This window comes from Pseudomonas sp. C9D1, assembly GCF_056491235.1.
Map to the genome: position 1 here is coordinate 940370 of NZ_JBSZIE010000002.1, position 14988 is coordinate 955357.

Below are 14988 nucleotides of genomic sequence, written 5' to 3' on the forward strand. Positions count from 1 at the left end.
GTGCCTTTGTGCAAATAGATGGAAATTCGTCTTGATGGCTGCAAACGCAACCATCAAGCCGCTTGATGGGTTGAGCCTAGCATCAGGTCAGGGCGGTCATCACCGCCTTGCGGTAGGCCGGGCGCTCCTTGAGGCGGCCGTACCAGGCCTCCAGGGCCGGCAGCTCGGGGCGCTGGATGGGCATCTCGAACCAGGCATAGATGAAGCTGCCCAAGGGGATGTCACCCATGGCGAAATGCTCGCCGGAGAGGAATGGCTGCTCGGCCAGGGCCCGCTCGGGCATCGCCAGCAGCTCGCTGCAACGGGCCAGGGCGGCGGCGATCTTCGCCGGGTCGCGTTCCGCCGGCGGCGTACGCAGGGTGCCCCAGAACAGGTCGCGGAACACCGGGGCGAAGGCCGAGGTGGTCCAGTCCATCCACTTGTCGCCCCGGGCACGCAGCACCGGGTCTTCAGGGTAGAGACGGCCCGCGGCATAACGCGCGGCCAGGTAGCGGACGATGGCGTTGGATTCCCAGAGCACCAGCTCGCCATCCTCGATCAGCGGCACCAGGCCGTTGGGGTTCCTGGCCCGGTACTCGGGGTCGTTGACCAGGCCGAAGGCGCCTCCGGCATCGATCGCCTCGAAGGCGATACCAGCCTCTTCGGCAGCCCAGAGCGCCTTTCTCACATTGGACGAATTCTTGCGGCCCCAGATCTTCAGCATCTGTGATTGTCCTGACTTTTCATGAGGCGTCGATTCTAGAGGCAAATCCCCCCACCCTGGCCAAGGATTTGCGTTGATAACGCATATCGACCGGAGCGGGGTGGCGAATGGACGAAGGCGTGCTTGGGGTGAAGCCCGATGCGGCGGGACCGGACCACGATGCGTTGGGCCTCGCTGCGCTCGGCGCCAACCTACGGTGTCTTTACGGCAGCCGCCTCGCTGTGCAGGTCACCGCTCATGAAGGCCGCATCGGCCTCGAACAGGTGCGGGTAGACCTGTTCCAGGTGGCCGAAGAACAGCGCCTCCGGCAGGTCGTCGAACTGGCCGTGGTCGGCGAGGTATTCCATGTAGCGCTCGCCCTGGCGGTTGAAGGGGTGGAAGACGCTGTCGGTCGCCCCATCGAACTCCAGCGGCGCGACATCGAACAGCCGGCACAGCTCCAGGTTGAAGGCCGGCGTCGCCTTGACCCAGCGCCCATCGAGGTACAGCTCGGTGTAGCCATGCATGGCGAACACCTCGCTCTTCAGCAACTGCAGCAGGCGCGGGGTGGCGAGGTGGTTGCGCACATCGGCCAGGCCGATACGCGCGGGGATGCCGCAATGCCGCGCACAGGCCGCGAGGAGGATGGCCTTGGGCACGCAGTACGACTCGCCCACCGCCAGGGCGGTGCTGGCCCTGAGCGACTCGGGGTCGCGGCTGAAGGCGTAGGGGTTGTAGCGGATGGAGTCGCGCACGGCGTAGTACAGACTGACCGCCCGGTCACGCGGTTGCGCGCTCCCGCCGCAGTTTCGCGAGGCGAACTCAACCACCAGGGGGTGGTCACTATCAACGAAGCGACCGGATCGCAGGTAAGGCTGCATGGCATTTCTCCTCGGTGAACCGTTCCCAGTCTAGGGGCGGCCCCGACGCCCGCCTAACGACGATCCGGCCAAGCTCACTGCCCATGTCGCCACCTTCCATGGCGACGACTACGCTCGTGACGGTCGCGCCCTTACCGCACCGTCATCAAGGAGGATCACACATGGTGTTCGTCTGGTTGCTCGTTCTGGTCCTGGGGGTCGCCTGGCTGGCGCACCGCCGTACCGCCCCCCTGCCCGCCCTCGGCGCGGTGGCCCTGTACCTCCTGGCGATGGGGGTGTTCAGCCACTCGCCGGGCTGGTTGCTGGCGATCCTCTGGGTCCTGTGGCTGGCGGTCGCCCTGCCCCTGGCCCTGCCGGAGATGCGCCGCAAGCTGATCACCGCCCCGCTGTTCTCCTGGTTCCAGCGCGTGCTGCCACCCATGTCGGAGACCGAGCGCGACGCCATCGAGGCCGGCACCGTGTGGTGGGACGGCGAACTGTTCAGCGGTCGCCCCGACTGGAACAAGCTGCTCGACTACCCGCGCCCGGCGCTTACCGCCGAAGAGCAGGCCTTCATCGACGGCCCCACCGAAGAACTCTGCGCCATGGTCAGCGACTGGGACATCGGCCAGCGCATGGACCTGCCCCAGGAAGCCTGGGAACACATCAAGGCCAACGGCTTCTTCGCCCTGATCATTCCCAAGGAATACGGCGGCAAGGGCTTCTCTGCCTACGCCCACTCCCAGGTGGCCATGAAGCTGGCCACCCGCAGCGGCGACCTCGCCTCCACCGTGATGGTGCCCAACTCCCTCGGCCCGGCCGAACTGCTGCTGCACTACGGCACCGACGAGCAGCGCCAGCACTACCTGCCGCGCCTGGCCCGTGGTGAAGACATCCCCTGCTTCGCCCTCACCGGCCCGCTGGCCGGCTCCGACGCCGGCGCCATGCCCGACGTCGGCATCATCTGCAAGGGCCAGTGGGAGGGTGAAGAAGTCATCGGCCTGCGCCTGACCTGGGAGAAGCGCTACATCACCCTGGGCCCGGTGGCCACCCTGCTCGGCCTGGCCTTCAAGGCCTACGACCCCGAGCACCTGCTGGGTGACGAGGAAGACCTCGGCATCAGCCTGGCGCTGGTCCCCACCGACACCCCCGGCGTGGAAATCGGCCGCCGCCACCTGCCCCTGGGCGCCGCCTTCATGAACGGCCCCAACTCCGGCAAGGACGTGTTCGTGCCGCTGGACTACCTGATCGGCGGCCAGCCCATGCTCGGCAAGGGCTGGATGATGCTGATGAACTGCCTCTCCGTCGGCCGCTCCATCTCCCTGCCGGCGGTGGGCACCGGCGCCGCCAAGTACACCAGCCTGGTCACCGGCCAGTACACCCGCGTGCGCGAGCAGTTCAACGTGCCGCTGTCGGCCTTCGAAGGTATCCAGGAAGCCATGGCGCGCATCGGCGGCAATGCCTGGATGATGGACGCCGCGCGCATGCTCACCGCCAACGCGGTGGATCTGGGCGAGAAGCCCTCGGTGCTCTCGGCCATCCTCAAGTACCACCTCACCGAACGCGGCCGCGAGTGCATCGGCCACGCCATGGACGTGCACGGCGGCAAGGGCATCATCATGGGCCCGAACAACTACCTGGGCCGCTCCTGGCAGGGCGCGCCGATCTTCATCACCGTGGAAGGCGCCAACATCCTTTCGCGCAACCTGATGATCTTCGGCCAGGGCGCCATCCGCTGCCATCCATTCGTGCTCAAGGAAATGGCCCTCGCCGGCCGCGAGGACCACGACCGCGCCCTGGAAGAGTTCGACGACCTGCTGATGCAGCACATCGGTTTCGCCGTCAGCAACGCCGCCAGCACCCTGCTGCTGGGCCTGACCTTCGGCCAGCTCGGCAGCGCCCCCGGTGACCGCCTGGCCCAGGGCTACTTCCGCAGCCTCAACCGCCTGGCCGCCGCCTTCGCCCTGCTCGCCGACTTCAGCATGATGCTGCTGGGCGGCGAGCTGAAGCGCCGCGAACGCCTCTCGGCGCGCCTGGGTGATGTGCTCAGCCACCTCTACCTGGGTTCCGCCGCGCTCAAGCGCTACCACGACCTGGACAGCCCCGAGCACCTGCGCCCTCTGTTGCGCTGGGCCCTGGAGGAAAGCCTGGGCAAGGCCGAGGACGCCCTCGCCGGCCTGCTGGCCAACTTCCCCAACCGCATCTTCGGCTGCCTGCTCGGCGTGCTGGTGTTCCCCTTCGGCCGCCGCCACAAGGGGCCGTCGGATGAACTCGATGCGGAAATCGCCGCCATCATCGGCCGCGACCGTGGCGACCCGGCGCTGGAAAACCTGCTCGCCGGCTGCTTCCGCCCACAGGCCGAAAACGACCCGGTCGGCGCACTGCAGCACGCCGTCGACGCCCTGGCCGCCGTACAGCCGCTGCAGAAGAAGCTGCACAAGGCCGTCAAGGAAGGCCAGGTGAAACCCGCAGCCGGCGAGAACCTGATCGACGCCGCCCTGGCCGCCGGCGTGGTCGACGCCAGCGAGGCCCAGCGCCTGCGCGCCGCCGAAGTGGCGCGGCGCAAGGTGATCGACGTCGACGACTACGCCAAGGAAGAGCTGCTGCTCAACGAAGGCCAGGTCCGCTAGGGCCACCACCCGGCCCGGTGGGCGGGACAGCGGGCGCGGAGCGACTTATACTCCGCGCCCGTTTTCATTCCGCTCCAGGACCCACGCCATGGCCAACTCCTACCTCGACCACCACCTCGCCCTGCTCGCCCACCTGCGCGGCATCCTGGTCGCCCTGGGCGAAGCCGAGCAGGTTCCCGAAGAGAACCACGCCCTCTTCGTCGAACGCTTCGAAGAGCTGATGAGCGAACTGCCGCGCGACCCCGAGGCCAGCCTCTACCTGGGCCAGGACCTGATCAGCCAGGTGTTCCACCGCTACCCGCAGATCGCCCACCTGGTCCCCCGCGACCTGCTGTGGTTCTTCGGCGGCGACTGCCTGCACTTCATGCCCGACGAAGAAATCGCCCTGTTCCAGCGCCTCGACGAGCGCCGCTTCGAAGCCGAAGAGAACGACGAGCCCTTCGACTGGAACCAGGAAAAGCAATTCCTCGCCCTGCCCGACGAAAGCGGCAAGCACTGAGCCCCCTCTGCCCGGGCCGGTTCAACCGGCCCGGTGCGCCCCCCGCAACGCCACGATCGCCTCGACCATCGACTGCATGATCGCCGCGCGGCCATAGCGCTGCGTCGTGCGCCCCCTTAGGGTCGCAACTTTCCCGATGCTATGCTGCCGAAAGCCAGGGCCATGCCCGCCCATGCCCTCTCGTCGACAGCCTTGCCGCCCTGGATCCAGCCCCGATGACCGATGAAGCGCCCCGCTCGCCAACCGGCACGCCGAGCCCGCAATTCCTGCCCAGCAGCGGCGAGCTGGGCCGGCTGATCAACGCCCATGACTGGGCGGCGACGCCCCTTGGGCCCATCGAGGCCTGGCCACAAAGCCTGAAGACCGTCACCGGCATGCTGTTGCTCTCGCCGGTGCCCATCGTGCTGCTGTGGGGCGAGGCCGGCACCATGATCTACAACGACGCCTATTCGGTGTTCGCCGGCGGGCGCCACCCGCAGTTGCTGGGCTCCGAGGTGCGCCAGGGCTGGCCCGAGGTCGCCGACTTCAACGACAACGTGATGAAGGTCGGCCTGGCCGGCGGCACCCTCGCCTACAAGGACCAGGAACTCACCCTGCACCGCAACGGCCGCCCCGAATCGGTGTGGATGAACCTCGACTACTCACCCGTGCTCGACGAGAGCGGCCACCCCGCCGGGGTCATCGCCATCGTCGTCGAGACCACCGAGCGGGTCCGCGCCGAGCGCCACATGCAGGCCGAGCGCAGCCGCCTGCAGAGCCTGTTCGAACAGGCCCCGGGACTGATGGCGCTGCTCGCCGGGCCGGACTACGTGTTCGAGCTGGCCAACCCCGTCTACCGCCGCCTGGTGGGCGACCGCGACCTGATCGGCCGCCCCCTGCGCGAGGCCCTGCCGGAGGTGGAGCGACAAGGTTTCATCGAGCTACTCGACCAGGTCCGCACCAGCGGCAAGGCCTATGTCGGCACCGGCGTGCACGTCATGCTGCAGCGCGAACCCGGCGGCATCGAGGAAGAGCGCGTGCTCGACTTCGTCTACCAGCCGGTGGTGGATGGCCAGGGCCGGGTCACCGCCATCTTCGTCGAGGGCCAGGACATCACCGAACGCGCCGCCGCCGAGGCCCGCGTGCGCGAGAGCGAGGAGCGCTTCCGCGCGCTGGTCAACGCCTCCTCCGACATGCTCTTTCGCATGGACCCGCACTGGACCGAAATGCGCCGCCTCGACGGCAAGGGCCTGATCGCCGACCTCCGCCGCCCCACCGCCAACTGGCTGCAGGACTACATCCCCGCCGAGGACCAGCCCCGGGTACGCGCGGCCATCGACCAGGCCGTACGCACCAAAGGCATCTTCCAGCTGGAGCACCGCGTGTACCTGCTCGATGGCAGCCTGGGCTGGACCTTCTCCCGTGCCGTGCCCTTGCTGGATGCCGACGGCGAGATCAGCGAATGGTTCGGTGCCGCCAGCGACATGACCGGGCGCCACCTGGCCGAGGACGCCCTGCGCGAGAATGAGGCGCGGCTGCTGTTCCTCGACGCCCTCGGCAAGGAAACCTCCCGCAGCGTCGATGCCGACCAGATCCTCGCCATCACCACCCGCATGCTCGGCGAGCACCTGGGCGTGGCCGTCTGCGCCTACGCCGACATGGACCCCGACGGCGACGGCTTCACCATCCGCGGCGACTGGGCCGCCCCGGGCAGCCAGAGCATCGTCGGCCACTATCACCTTTCCGATTTCGGCCAGCTGGCGGTGCAGCGCCTCGGCGCCGGGCTGCCCCTGGTGCTGGACGACAACCGTGGCCAACTGGCGCCCGCAGAGGCCGCCACCTACCTCGCCATCGGCCTGGCGGCGACCCTCTGCCTGCCCCTGGTCAAGGGCGGCCGGCTCACCGCACTGATGGCCATCCACGACAGCCGCCCACGCAACTGGACGCACAAGGAGCTGGCCTTGCTCACCGAGGTGACCGAGCGCTCCTGGGCCCACATCGAACGGGTGCGCTCGGAGGCCGAGGCCCGCGAGGGCGAGCGCCGCTTCCGCGAGGAGCTGGAAGCCAAGGTGGCCGAACGCACCGCCGCCCTGGCCCAGAGCGAAGCCAACATCCGCGCCATCTTCGAAACCTCGCACCTCTACCAGGGGCTGATCGCCGCCAGTGGCGAGGTGCTGCACTTCAACGCCACCGCCCTGGCGGGTATCGACGCCAGCCTGGAACAGGTAGCCGGCAAGCCCTTCTGGGAAACCCCCTGGTTCACCCGCACGCCCGGCATGCCCGAGGTGATCCGCGCGGCGGTGCAACGGGTCGCCGCCGGCGCCACCGAGAACCTCGGCATGGCCCTGGACCTGCCCGGCGGCACCCGGCTGTTCGACTTCTCCCTGCGGCCGGTGCTCAACGAAACCGGCGAGGTGGTCGCCATGGTGCCCGAAGCGGTGGAGAAAACCGCACGGGTCAAGGCCGAGCAGGCCCTGCAGCAGGTGCAGAAGATGGAGGCCATCGGCAGCCTCACCGGCGGCATCGCCCACGACTTCAACAACCTGCTGATGGCGGTGCTCGGTAGCCTCGAACTGCTGCGCCGGCGCATGCCACAGGAGGCGCCGCTGCTGCGCCTGGTGGACAACGCCCGCAGCGCCGCCGAACGCGGTGCCTCGCTGACCACGCGCATGCTCGCCTTCGCCCGGCGCCAGGACCTGCGCCGCGAACTCATCGACCTGCGCCAGCTGGTGGAGGACATGACCGAGCTGCTGCAGAGCGCCCTGGGCTCCACCATCGCCGTCGAGACCCTCTTCCCGCTGCAGCTGCCGGCGGTGGAGACCGACCCCAACCAGCTGGAATCCGCCCTGCTCAACCTCGCCGTCAACGCCCGCGACGCCATGGGCGGCGAAGGCCGCATCGTCATCGCCGCCCGCGAGGAGGCGGTGCCCCTGGGCGACAGCGGGCTGCGGCCCGGGCGCTACGTGTGCCTGGCCGTCACCGACATGGGCGAAGGCATGGATGAAGCCACGCTCAAGCGCGCCACCGAGCCCTTCTTCACCACCAAGGGCATCGGCAAGGGCACCGGGCTCGGGCTGTCCATGGTCCACGGTTTCGCCCAGCAGTCCGACGGCGTGCTGCGCCTGCACAGCACGCCACGGCGCGGCACCACGGCGGAGATCTGGCTGCCCGCGCAAGAGGCGCTGCACGGCGAGCCCCCGGTGCGGCAGGTCACGGTGTTGGCACCGGCCGGTGCCTCGACAGCGCCGGGCCTGGCGATTCTCGCGGTGGACGATGACGACCTGGTGCTGACCAACACCGCCGAGATGCTGGAGGACCTCGGCCACCACGTGGCCGTCGCCCACTCCGCCAAGGAAGCCCTGGACCTGCTCGAGCGCGAGCGCTACGACCTGCTGGTGACCGACCATGCGATGCCCTACATGACCGGCGCGCAGCTGGCACTGGAGGTTCGCGCGCGCCACCCCGGGCTGCCGGTGCTGATGGTGTCCGGCTACGCCGAGCTGCCCACCGGGGTGCGCCTGGACCTGCCGCGCCTGTCCAAGCCCTTCACCCAGCGCCAGCTCGCCGAAGCGGTGGACGGCATCGCCGGGCTCGCCGCCAGGCGCGGTTGAGGGACGACGCTTCGTCCGGGCGCCGGACGGCGCTACCACCCAACGAAGCGGCGCCTTACCATGGCGCCCCCACCCGGCACCGGATGCCGGGCCCGATCGACCTGCCAGGACCCAAGATGCTGTTCGTCGTGATGCTCGGAGGCAAGCACCCCCGGGCCAAGATCGAAGTCCATGACGTGGTGTTCGCCTTCGCCGACGCCATCGAAGACACCCACCCGCAATTGCGCCACGAATGGTTCGGCAGCCCCGCCGGCCTGCACATCGACTCGTGGATGGCCATCGAAGGCGTCGACGGCTACCGCGTCAGCCTCGGCAATGCCGCCCCCGCTGCCGGTGCGCCTCGCCTGTTCTTCCTCAACCTCGGCGGCTACGAGCCGGGCGCCTTCGGCGAAGCCCATCGCTACCTGCTGGTGGTGGCGCGGGACAAGGCCGAGGCCAAGGAAAAGGGCAAGCGGCGCATGCTCGCCGGCTGGGACAAACCCCACACCGACGCCCTGCTGGACGTCGACGACTGCGTTCCCATCGACCAGGTGGACGGCCGCTACGTGCAACTGGTGGAAGGCGAGCACCGCGGCATCACCCAGCGCAGCGACTACGTGATCCTCTCCTGAGCACGCCCCGCAGGCGGCCGGCCCTTGCGCCGCCTGCGGAGCAACTATGCTGAACCCCGTGAAACCTGGCCACTCAAAGGAAACGAGGGCGGATCGCGGCATCGACCGGCGCCGATGCAACCCCGCGAATCCTGACGGCCGGGCACGGGCGGCCGAACGGATGACAGGGCTGCTCCGAGGAAGGCAAACCGTTAGACTGCCATCACTTAGCCAGCACCTGGGCCATGGAATGACCGCAGCACCTGCCTACATCACGCCGGACCAGCTTTGCGTCGGCCTCTACATCCAGCTCGAACTGGGCTGGTGGGAGCACGATTTCACCTTCAGCAACTTCAAGATCAAGGACGAGGGGCAGATCAAGGCCCTGCGCGACCTCGGCCTCAAGCGCCTGCGCTACGACCCGGCGCGCAGCGATTGCGAGCCCCTGGAGCTGGAACCCGACGCGCCGCACCCGCCGGAACCCGAGGAAGCACCAGCGCCCAGCCCCGAGGACATCGCCCGCCAGGAGCGGGTGGTCAAGCTCAGCAAGCTGCGCAAGCGCCTGGCGGAGGTGGACCGCAAGTTCATCCTCGCCAGCCAGCAGGTCAAGCAGCTCAACCAGACCCTGCGCAGCCAGCCCGAGGAGGCCCTCAAGCAGGCCGGCCAGGTGGTCGGCGACCTGGTGGCGTCGGTGCTCGGCGAAGACGGCGCCGCTCTGCACAGCATCAACGGCAAGCCCGCCGAAGACGCCTACTTCCATTCGCTGAACGTCACCGTGCTCTCGGTCATGCTCGGCCGCCAGCTCGGCTACGACAGCGAGGCCTGCCACAGCCTCGGCCTCGGCGCCCTGCTCCACGACATGGGCAAGATGGACGTGCCCAGCAAGGTGCTGCTCAAGCCCGAACCCCTGACCCGCCCCGAGCAGCAGCTGCTGCAGATGCACACCGAATTCGGCCTGCGCCGCAGCCAGCAGCTGATGCTCGATGACGAGGTGCAGCGGATCATCCACGAGCACCACGAGTACTGCGACGGCAGCGGCTACCCCAAGCAGCTGCACGAGGCGAGCATCGGCCGCCTGAGCCGGGTGGTGTGCATCACCAACCACTTCGACAACCTGTGCAACCCGCTCAACCCGCGCGACGGCCTCAGCCCCCATGAGGCCCTGTCGCGCATGTACGGGCAGTACCGCCAGCGCTTCGACGAGGTGATGCTCAAGGCCTTCATCCGCTGCATGGGCGTCTACCCGCCGGGCAGCCTGGTGCAGCTGCAGGACGATCGCTACGGCCTGGTGCTGGGCATGCACCCGACCCTGCCGCTGAAGCCGACGCTGATCCTCTTCGACCCCAAGGTGCCGAAGGAAGAGGCGCTGATCGTCAACCTCGAGCACGAGCCCTCGATCACCATCGCCCGCAGCGTGCGCCCCGGGCAGGTGCCAGCGGATGCGCTGGAATACCTCGACCCGCGGCAGCAGGTGACCTACTACGTGGACCCGCGCACCCGGGGCTGAAAAATACCTGCGCTCGGTGATGCTGCGTAAAAACAGCCTCGGGGCGCTCGGTTACGGCCGGTCGGGCGAAATTCCGCCTAGATCACCCCACGCGTGCCCCTGTAATGGCGGACTCCCGCCACTACAAGCCCCCTGCCTGACGGCATGACCCGCACAGCGCCTGGCCTGAAGCCGCCAGGCACGCTCCTTGCTCTATTGGCCGCCCACGGTGGCGAACAGCCACCGCATGCAGGGCGCCGAGGCGCCTGACCGGGGCGCCGCACACGCCCCGGCCACGAGAATGCATGGCCGCCAGCCCAGGAAGACGAACCACCCGAGCGCCACCGAGCCAGCGGGGTTCGTCACTCCGCGTGCCCCCGGGGCGGCAGGCCATGCTCGAAATCTGGACGGTTGGTAAATGAAGAAACTACTGCTGGCGCTCCTGTGCCTGAGCGTCATGGGCTGCTCCCAGCCCGATTCCTCCGAGAAACCCCTGGACGTGCTGCTGATCGGCGGCGGCATCATGAGCGCCAGCCTCGGCACCTACCTGCACGAGCTCGAACCCGAGTGGAAGATCGAAACCTTCGAGCGCCTGGACCAGGTCGCCGAGGAGAGCTCCAACGCCCTGAACAACGCCGGCACCGGCCACTCCGCCTTCTGCGAGCTGAACTACACCCCCGAGACCGCCGATGGCGGCATCGACATCAGCAAGGCCGTGGCGATCAACGAATCCTTCGAGATATCCAAGCAGTTCTGGGCTTACCAGATCGACCAGGGCGTGCTGAAGAACCCGCACTCCTTCATCAACACCGTGCCGCACATGAGCTTCGTCTGGGGTGACGACAACGTCGCCTACCTGAAGAAGCGCCACGCGGCCTTGCAGCACAGCCCGCTGTTCCGCGGCATGGAGTACAGCGAGGACCACGCGCAGATCGACCAGTGGGTACCGCTGGTGATGGAGAACCGCGCCCAGGACCAGAAGATCGCCGCCACCCGCATGCCCATCGGCACCGACGTGAACTTCGGCGAGATCACCCGCCAGCTGTTCGGCTCGCTGTCCGAGTCGCCCAACTTCAAGCTCAACCTCAGCCATGAAGTGCGCGACATCGTGCGCAACGAAGACGGCACCTGGAAAGTCGTGGTCGCCGACCTGGCCAAGGGCGGCGAGGAGCGCGCGGTCAACGCCCGCTTCGTGTTCATCGGCGCCGGCGGCGGCGCCCTCAAGCTGCTGCAGAAATCCGCCATCCCCGAGGCCGACGGCTACGCCGGCTTCCCGGTGGGCGGCTCGTTCCTGATGACCCGCAACCAGGACATCGTCGCGCGCCACCACGCCAAGCTCTACGGCAAGGCCTCGGTCGGCTCGCCGCCCATGTCCGTGCCGCACCTGGACACCCGCGTGGTCGATGGCCAGGAGGTGCTGCTGTTCGGCCCCTTCGCCACCTTCTCCACCAAGTTCCTCAAGAATGGCTCGCACATGGACATGTTCAGTGCCATCACCACCGACAACATCGGCCCGATGACCAATGCCGGCATCGACAACATGGACCTCAGCCAGTACCTGATCGGCCAGCTGATGCTCAGCCAGGACGACCGCATGGCCGCCCTGCGCGAGTACTTCCCCGATGCCCAGGACGCCGACTGGGAACTGATCCAGGCCGGCCAGCGCGTGCAGGTGATCAAGAAGGACGCCGAGAAAGGCGGCGTGCTGCAGTTCGGCACCGAAGTGGTCAGCGCCGCCGACGGTTCCATCGCCGCGCTGCTGGGCGCCTCCCCGGGTGCCTCCACCGCCGCGCCGATCATGCTCAGCGTGCTGGAGAAGATCTTCCCCGAGAAGATGAAAAGCGATGCCTGGCAGGCCCGCCTGAAGGCGATCATCCCCTCCTACGGCCGCAAGCTGAACGACGACGTCGAGCTGACCAACGCCACCCGCGCCTGGAGCCACGAGCGCCTGCAGCTGGACTTCACTCCCGTCCAGCCCGAGGCCGCCCCGGCCGCCACCGCCGAGTGATGCAAGCGCCCCGCCCTCACGGGTGGGGCGTCTCCCCTTGCGGGAGCGAATTCATTGGATCTGTCGGCGTTAGCTGTTGTGGTTTTAAAGCAAGGGCTCAAGCACGGTGCTTTCCAGGCATTTATGGATTTCTTCCACCTCCACCGCATGGGTTTCGCTTCGCTCTACACCATCCTACGAAAGCCCGTGCGCACCACATGGCGATGCGCTGGACGAAGAAGTTGGAGCAGCCGCCAACGCCCCTCCAGGAGGCCGAACGCAGTCGTTGCGCCGGGGGACGAGCGGCATGGATGCCGCGAGAGGCGCGCCAGGCCATGGATGGCCCATCGCGCCGGCCCCCAGACGACGCTTGCGGCGAACGCACTTCAGTGCGGCCCGAAGGGCGAGCGTAGCGAGTAACGACGATGGAGTGAGGGAACCCCGGCGAAGCCGGGGCCGGATGATGGGGCAAGCCCTTTTGGTTTCTTTTGGGTGGTTCGGCACCCCGACGACTGCCAAAAGAGACTCGCCCGGGGGGCGAAACCAGAAACATCACCAGAGCTCGGCAATCAGCTGGGCTCAATTCTTCTAGCAACACTTAACGCAGACAGAGCCAATTCATTCGCGAATGGGCTACCCGGCCATTCGCAGCCGAGTGCCTGCGCAAGGTCTTTCGCGGTTGAAACCGCTCCCACACCTAACGGGAAGCCCTCACCCCTTGAGCGGCAACTCCTTCCCGCCAACACACTCGCCTATCACCAGGTAATGCCCGCCCGCCACATGGTGCAGGGTGCGCAGGTCGTCATGCCCCTCGAAGTTCCAGCGGCCCTCGCTGAACACCCGCGCATCGGCCCAGGCGGCCACCACTTCGCCGAGGAACAGGTCGTAGCGTTCCTGGATGTGCGGCTCGGGCAGAAGGCGGCATTCCAGCCAGGCCACGCAGCCTTCCACCAGCGGTGCCTCGACCTGCTCGCTGGAAAAGGTGGCGATGCCGTAGGCGTCGAACTTGTCGTGCCCCGCCTCGTCCAGGGTCTGCCCGGAGCTGGAGCCGACCGTCTGCACCAGGTCGACCTGGCAGCGCGCCGGCACGTTGAGAACGAAGCTGCCGGAGGCTTCCAGCAGGCGGCGGGTCCAGGTGGATTTGTCGAGCACCACCGAAACCTTGGGCGGCTCGAAATCCAGGGCCATGGCCCAGGCCGCCGCCATGACATTGCGCTTGCCGCCATGGGCCGCGCTGACCAGCACGGTGGGGCCGTGGTTGATCAGGCGATAGGCCTTGGCCAGGGGAACGGGGCGGCGGTGATCGGCGGACATGGCAAGGCTCCGGAAGGCTGCGAAACGGGACGGCGCAGCCTGCACCAGCGCGGCGCTTCAGGGCAAGCCCGGCGAGGCCGGATCACCAACGCAGCCAGCGGGGCCCCAGCAGCCAGCCGGCGAAGGTCGGCAGCGCCATGCCGAGCACGTACCAGACACCCCAGAACGGCACCGCCATCTCCGGGCAGTGCAGGCAATAGACCAGGGTCGCCAACGCCCCCGCGAGCAGGCCGCCAGCCGCCCCGGCCAGGCGCAACCGGGTGGGTGCCAGGCCACGGATGGCCCAGAGCACCGCGATGAACGCCGGCACCGAGAGCAAGGCGATGTTCAACGGACAGGTGCGCCAGGTAGTGCCCAGCACCTGCGCCAACCGGTCCCCGGCGGGCAGTGCCGCCAACAGCACCAGGCTCGCCCCCCAGACCAGCGCCACGGGCACGCCGATGGCCGCCCAGCGCGCGCCCACCGCCACGCCTGGCCTCGCCAGCCGGCCGCTGGCCCAGAGTGCCCCCAGCACCAGGGCCGCCGGCAACGCCACCTTGGCCCAGAACAGCGGAGTGGCGGCCACCTCGGCCAGGTCCTTGCGCACGCCGAACAGGCAGGCCATCAGCAGCAATGCGCCCAGCAGGCCGCAGAACAGCGCCAGGGCGAAACGCCGCGCCGAAGGCGCCCGTGGCGGGGCCGGGTTGCCGGCAGCGAGCATGGAAATCAGGTCATCGGTCTTCATCGCTTACCTCGAATCATGTCCGCCAGGGCCTTGAGCCCGCGGTGTATGCCGACCTTGACGGCAGAGCTGGAAAGCCCGGTGAGCTGCGCGGTTTCCTCCACCGAGAGGCCCTCCAGCTTCACGTGGATGATCGGCAGCCGCTGCTTGTCGGGCAGTTGCTCGAGCAGGCGGCCCAGATCACGGCTGGCCTCGCCTGGCTGCGCGTCGGCCTCATCGAACAGGTCGTCCTCGTCCAGCGGGTCGTGCAGCGCCTCGCGCCGACCCCGAGCGCGGAAATAGTCGGCCAGCTTGTAGCGCGCGATGGCCTGCACCCAGGCCGTCACCGGCTGGTCGGCGCGGTAGGTGTGGCGAGCGTTGTGCACGGCCAGCAACACCTCCTGCACCAGGTCCTCGCAATCACTCGGCTGCTGCAGGCGACGCATCAGGAAGGCCCGCAGGTGGGCGCCGAGCCGGCCGAGGAACTCCCGGTACGCGGCCGCCTCACCCGCCAGCCCCTTGAGCAGCAGGGCCTGCAATCCGGCTTCCCGTGCTTCGAGCGCCTCTTGGTCACTAATTCGCTTCATCGACCGCCCTGGTTACACACCGGATGAAATTTTCCCGCCACCGGCACCTGCCGGGGTTCGGGC

Annotated in this window: 11 protein-coding genes; 6 read left to right on the forward strand and 5 right to left on the reverse strand. The window is 68.2% G+C overall.

Going from position 1 to position 14988, the window contains the following annotated elements:
- Window positions 1–82 precede the first annotated feature (82 nt).
- On the reverse strand, window positions 83–703 hold the full coding sequence (locus ACXI0U_RS12495) for a glutathione S-transferase family protein (protein WP_021217961.1): 621 nt from the start codon (window positions 701–703) through the stop codon (window positions 83–85).
- Window positions 704–894: 191 nt separating this feature from the next.
- Window positions 895–1563: a transglutaminase-like domain-containing protein gene (locus tag ACXI0U_RS12500; RefSeq protein ID WP_431484791.1), complete on the reverse strand. Its 669-nt coding sequence runs from the start codon at window positions 1561–1563 to the stop codon at window positions 895–897.
- Between the two features lie 161 nt (window positions 1564–1724).
- Between ACXI0U_RS12500 and ACXI0U_RS12505 the strand changes: the two genes are divergently transcribed.
- The 6 genes from ACXI0U_RS12505 (at window position 1725) to ACXI0U_RS12530 (ending at window position 12345) form a co-directional block, all read left to right on the forward strand.
- Entirely contained in the window at window positions 1725–4172 is a 2448-nt protein-coding gene (locus ACXI0U_RS12505) for an acyl-CoA dehydrogenase (RefSeq protein WP_431484792.1), read from the forward strand.
- An 88-nt stretch (window positions 4173–4260) separates the two neighbouring features.
- Window positions 4261–4671: a PA2817 family protein gene (locus tag ACXI0U_RS12510; RefSeq protein WP_021217964.1), complete on the forward strand. Its 411-nt coding sequence runs from the start codon at window positions 4261–4263 to the stop codon at window positions 4669–4671.
- A 215-nt stretch (window positions 4672–4886) separates the two neighbouring features.
- Window positions 4887–8261, forward strand: a complete 3375-nt coding sequence (locus tag ACXI0U_RS12515; RefSeq protein WP_479550340.1) for a PAS domain-containing protein — start codon at window positions 4887–4889, stop codon at window positions 8259–8261.
- A gap of 116 nt (window positions 8262–8377) precedes the next feature.
- Complete coding sequence (locus ACXI0U_RS12520) at window positions 8378–8872, forward strand: DUF1543 domain-containing protein (RefSeq protein ID WP_265169018.1); 495 nt, start codon at window positions 8378–8380, stop codon at window positions 8870–8872.
- Window positions 8873–9101: 229 nt separating this feature from the next.
- The gene (locus ACXI0U_RS12525) at window positions 9102–10358 is read left to right on the forward strand and encodes an HD-GYP domain-containing protein (protein WP_271658169.1); all 1257 of its coding nucleotides are present in this window, start codon (window positions 9102–9104) and stop codon (window positions 10356–10358) included.
- 397 nt (window positions 10359–10755) lie between these two features.
- A complete protein-coding gene (locus tag ACXI0U_RS12530) occupies window positions 10756–12345 on the forward strand; it encodes a malate:quinone oxidoreductase (RefSeq protein ID WP_479550341.1) in 1590 nt (529 codons plus the stop codon).
- 690 nt (window positions 12346–13035) lie between these two features.
- Here the strand turns inward: ACXI0U_RS12530 and ACXI0U_RS12535 are convergent.
- From ACXI0U_RS12535 to ACXI0U_RS12545, 3 genes are all read right to left on the reverse strand, one after another.
- Window positions 13036–13638, reverse strand: coding sequence for a flavin reductase family protein (locus tag ACXI0U_RS12535; RefSeq protein WP_431484796.1), 603 nt, complete (start codon window positions 13636–13638; stop codon window positions 13036–13038).
- A gap of 82 nt (window positions 13639–13720) precedes the next feature.
- On the reverse strand, window positions 13721–14362 hold the full coding sequence (locus ACXI0U_RS12540; protein WP_265169023.1) for a DUF1109 domain-containing protein: 642 nt from the start codon (window positions 14360–14362) through the stop codon (window positions 13721–13723).
- Window positions 14359–14925 (reverse strand): sigma-70 family RNA polymerase sigma factor, encoded by a 567-nt coding sequence (locus ACXI0U_RS12545; RefSeq protein ID WP_431484797.1) that lies wholly within the window; start codon window positions 14923–14925, stop codon window positions 14359–14361. Before ACXI0U_RS12545 ends, ACXI0U_RS12540 begins: the two co-directional genes overlap by 4 nt.
- Window positions 14926–14988 lie beyond the last annotated feature (63 nt).

Bases quoted from the DNA above. Each gene is read 5' to 3' on its own strand.
- ACXI0U_RS12495 (WP_021217961.1), bottom strand. From the start codon at position 703: ATGCTGAAGATCTGGGGCCGCAAGAATTCGTCCAATGTGAGAAAGGCG.
- ACXI0U_RS12500 (WP_431484791.1), bottom strand. From the start codon at position 1,563: ATGCAGCCTTACCTGCGATCCGGTCGCTTCGTTGATAGTGACCACCCC.
- ACXI0U_RS12505 (WP_431484792.1), top strand. From the start codon at position 1,725: ATGGTGTTCGTCTGGTTGCTCGTTCTGGTCCTGGGGGTCGCCTGGCTG.
- ACXI0U_RS12510 (WP_021217964.1), top strand. From the start codon at position 4,261: ATGGCCAACTCCTACCTCGACCACCACCTCGCCCTGCTCGCCCACCTG.
- ACXI0U_RS12515 (WP_479550340.1), top strand. From the start codon at position 4,887: ATGACCGATGAAGCGCCCCGCTCGCCAACCGGCACGCCGAGCCCGCAA.
- ACXI0U_RS12520 (WP_265169018.1), top strand. From the start codon at position 8,378: ATGCTGTTCGTCGTGATGCTCGGAGGCAAGCACCCCCGGGCCAAGATC.
- ACXI0U_RS12525 (WP_271658169.1), top strand. From the start codon at position 9,102: ATGACCGCAGCACCTGCCTACATCACGCCGGACCAGCTTTGCGTCGGC.
- ACXI0U_RS12530 (WP_479550341.1), top strand. From the start codon at position 10,756: ATGAAGAAACTACTGCTGGCGCTCCTGTGCCTGAGCGTCATGGGCTGC.
- ACXI0U_RS12535 (WP_431484796.1), bottom strand. From the start codon at position 13,638: ATGTCCGCCGATCACCGCCGCCCCGTTCCCCTGGCCAAGGCCTATCGC.
- ACXI0U_RS12540 (WP_265169023.1), bottom strand. From the start codon at position 14,362: ATGAAGACCGATGACCTGATTTCCATGCTCGCTGCCGGCAACCCGGCC.
- ACXI0U_RS12545 (WP_431484797.1), bottom strand. From the start codon at position 14,925: ATGAAGCGAATTAGTGACCAAGAGGCGCTCGAAGCACGGGAAGCCGGA.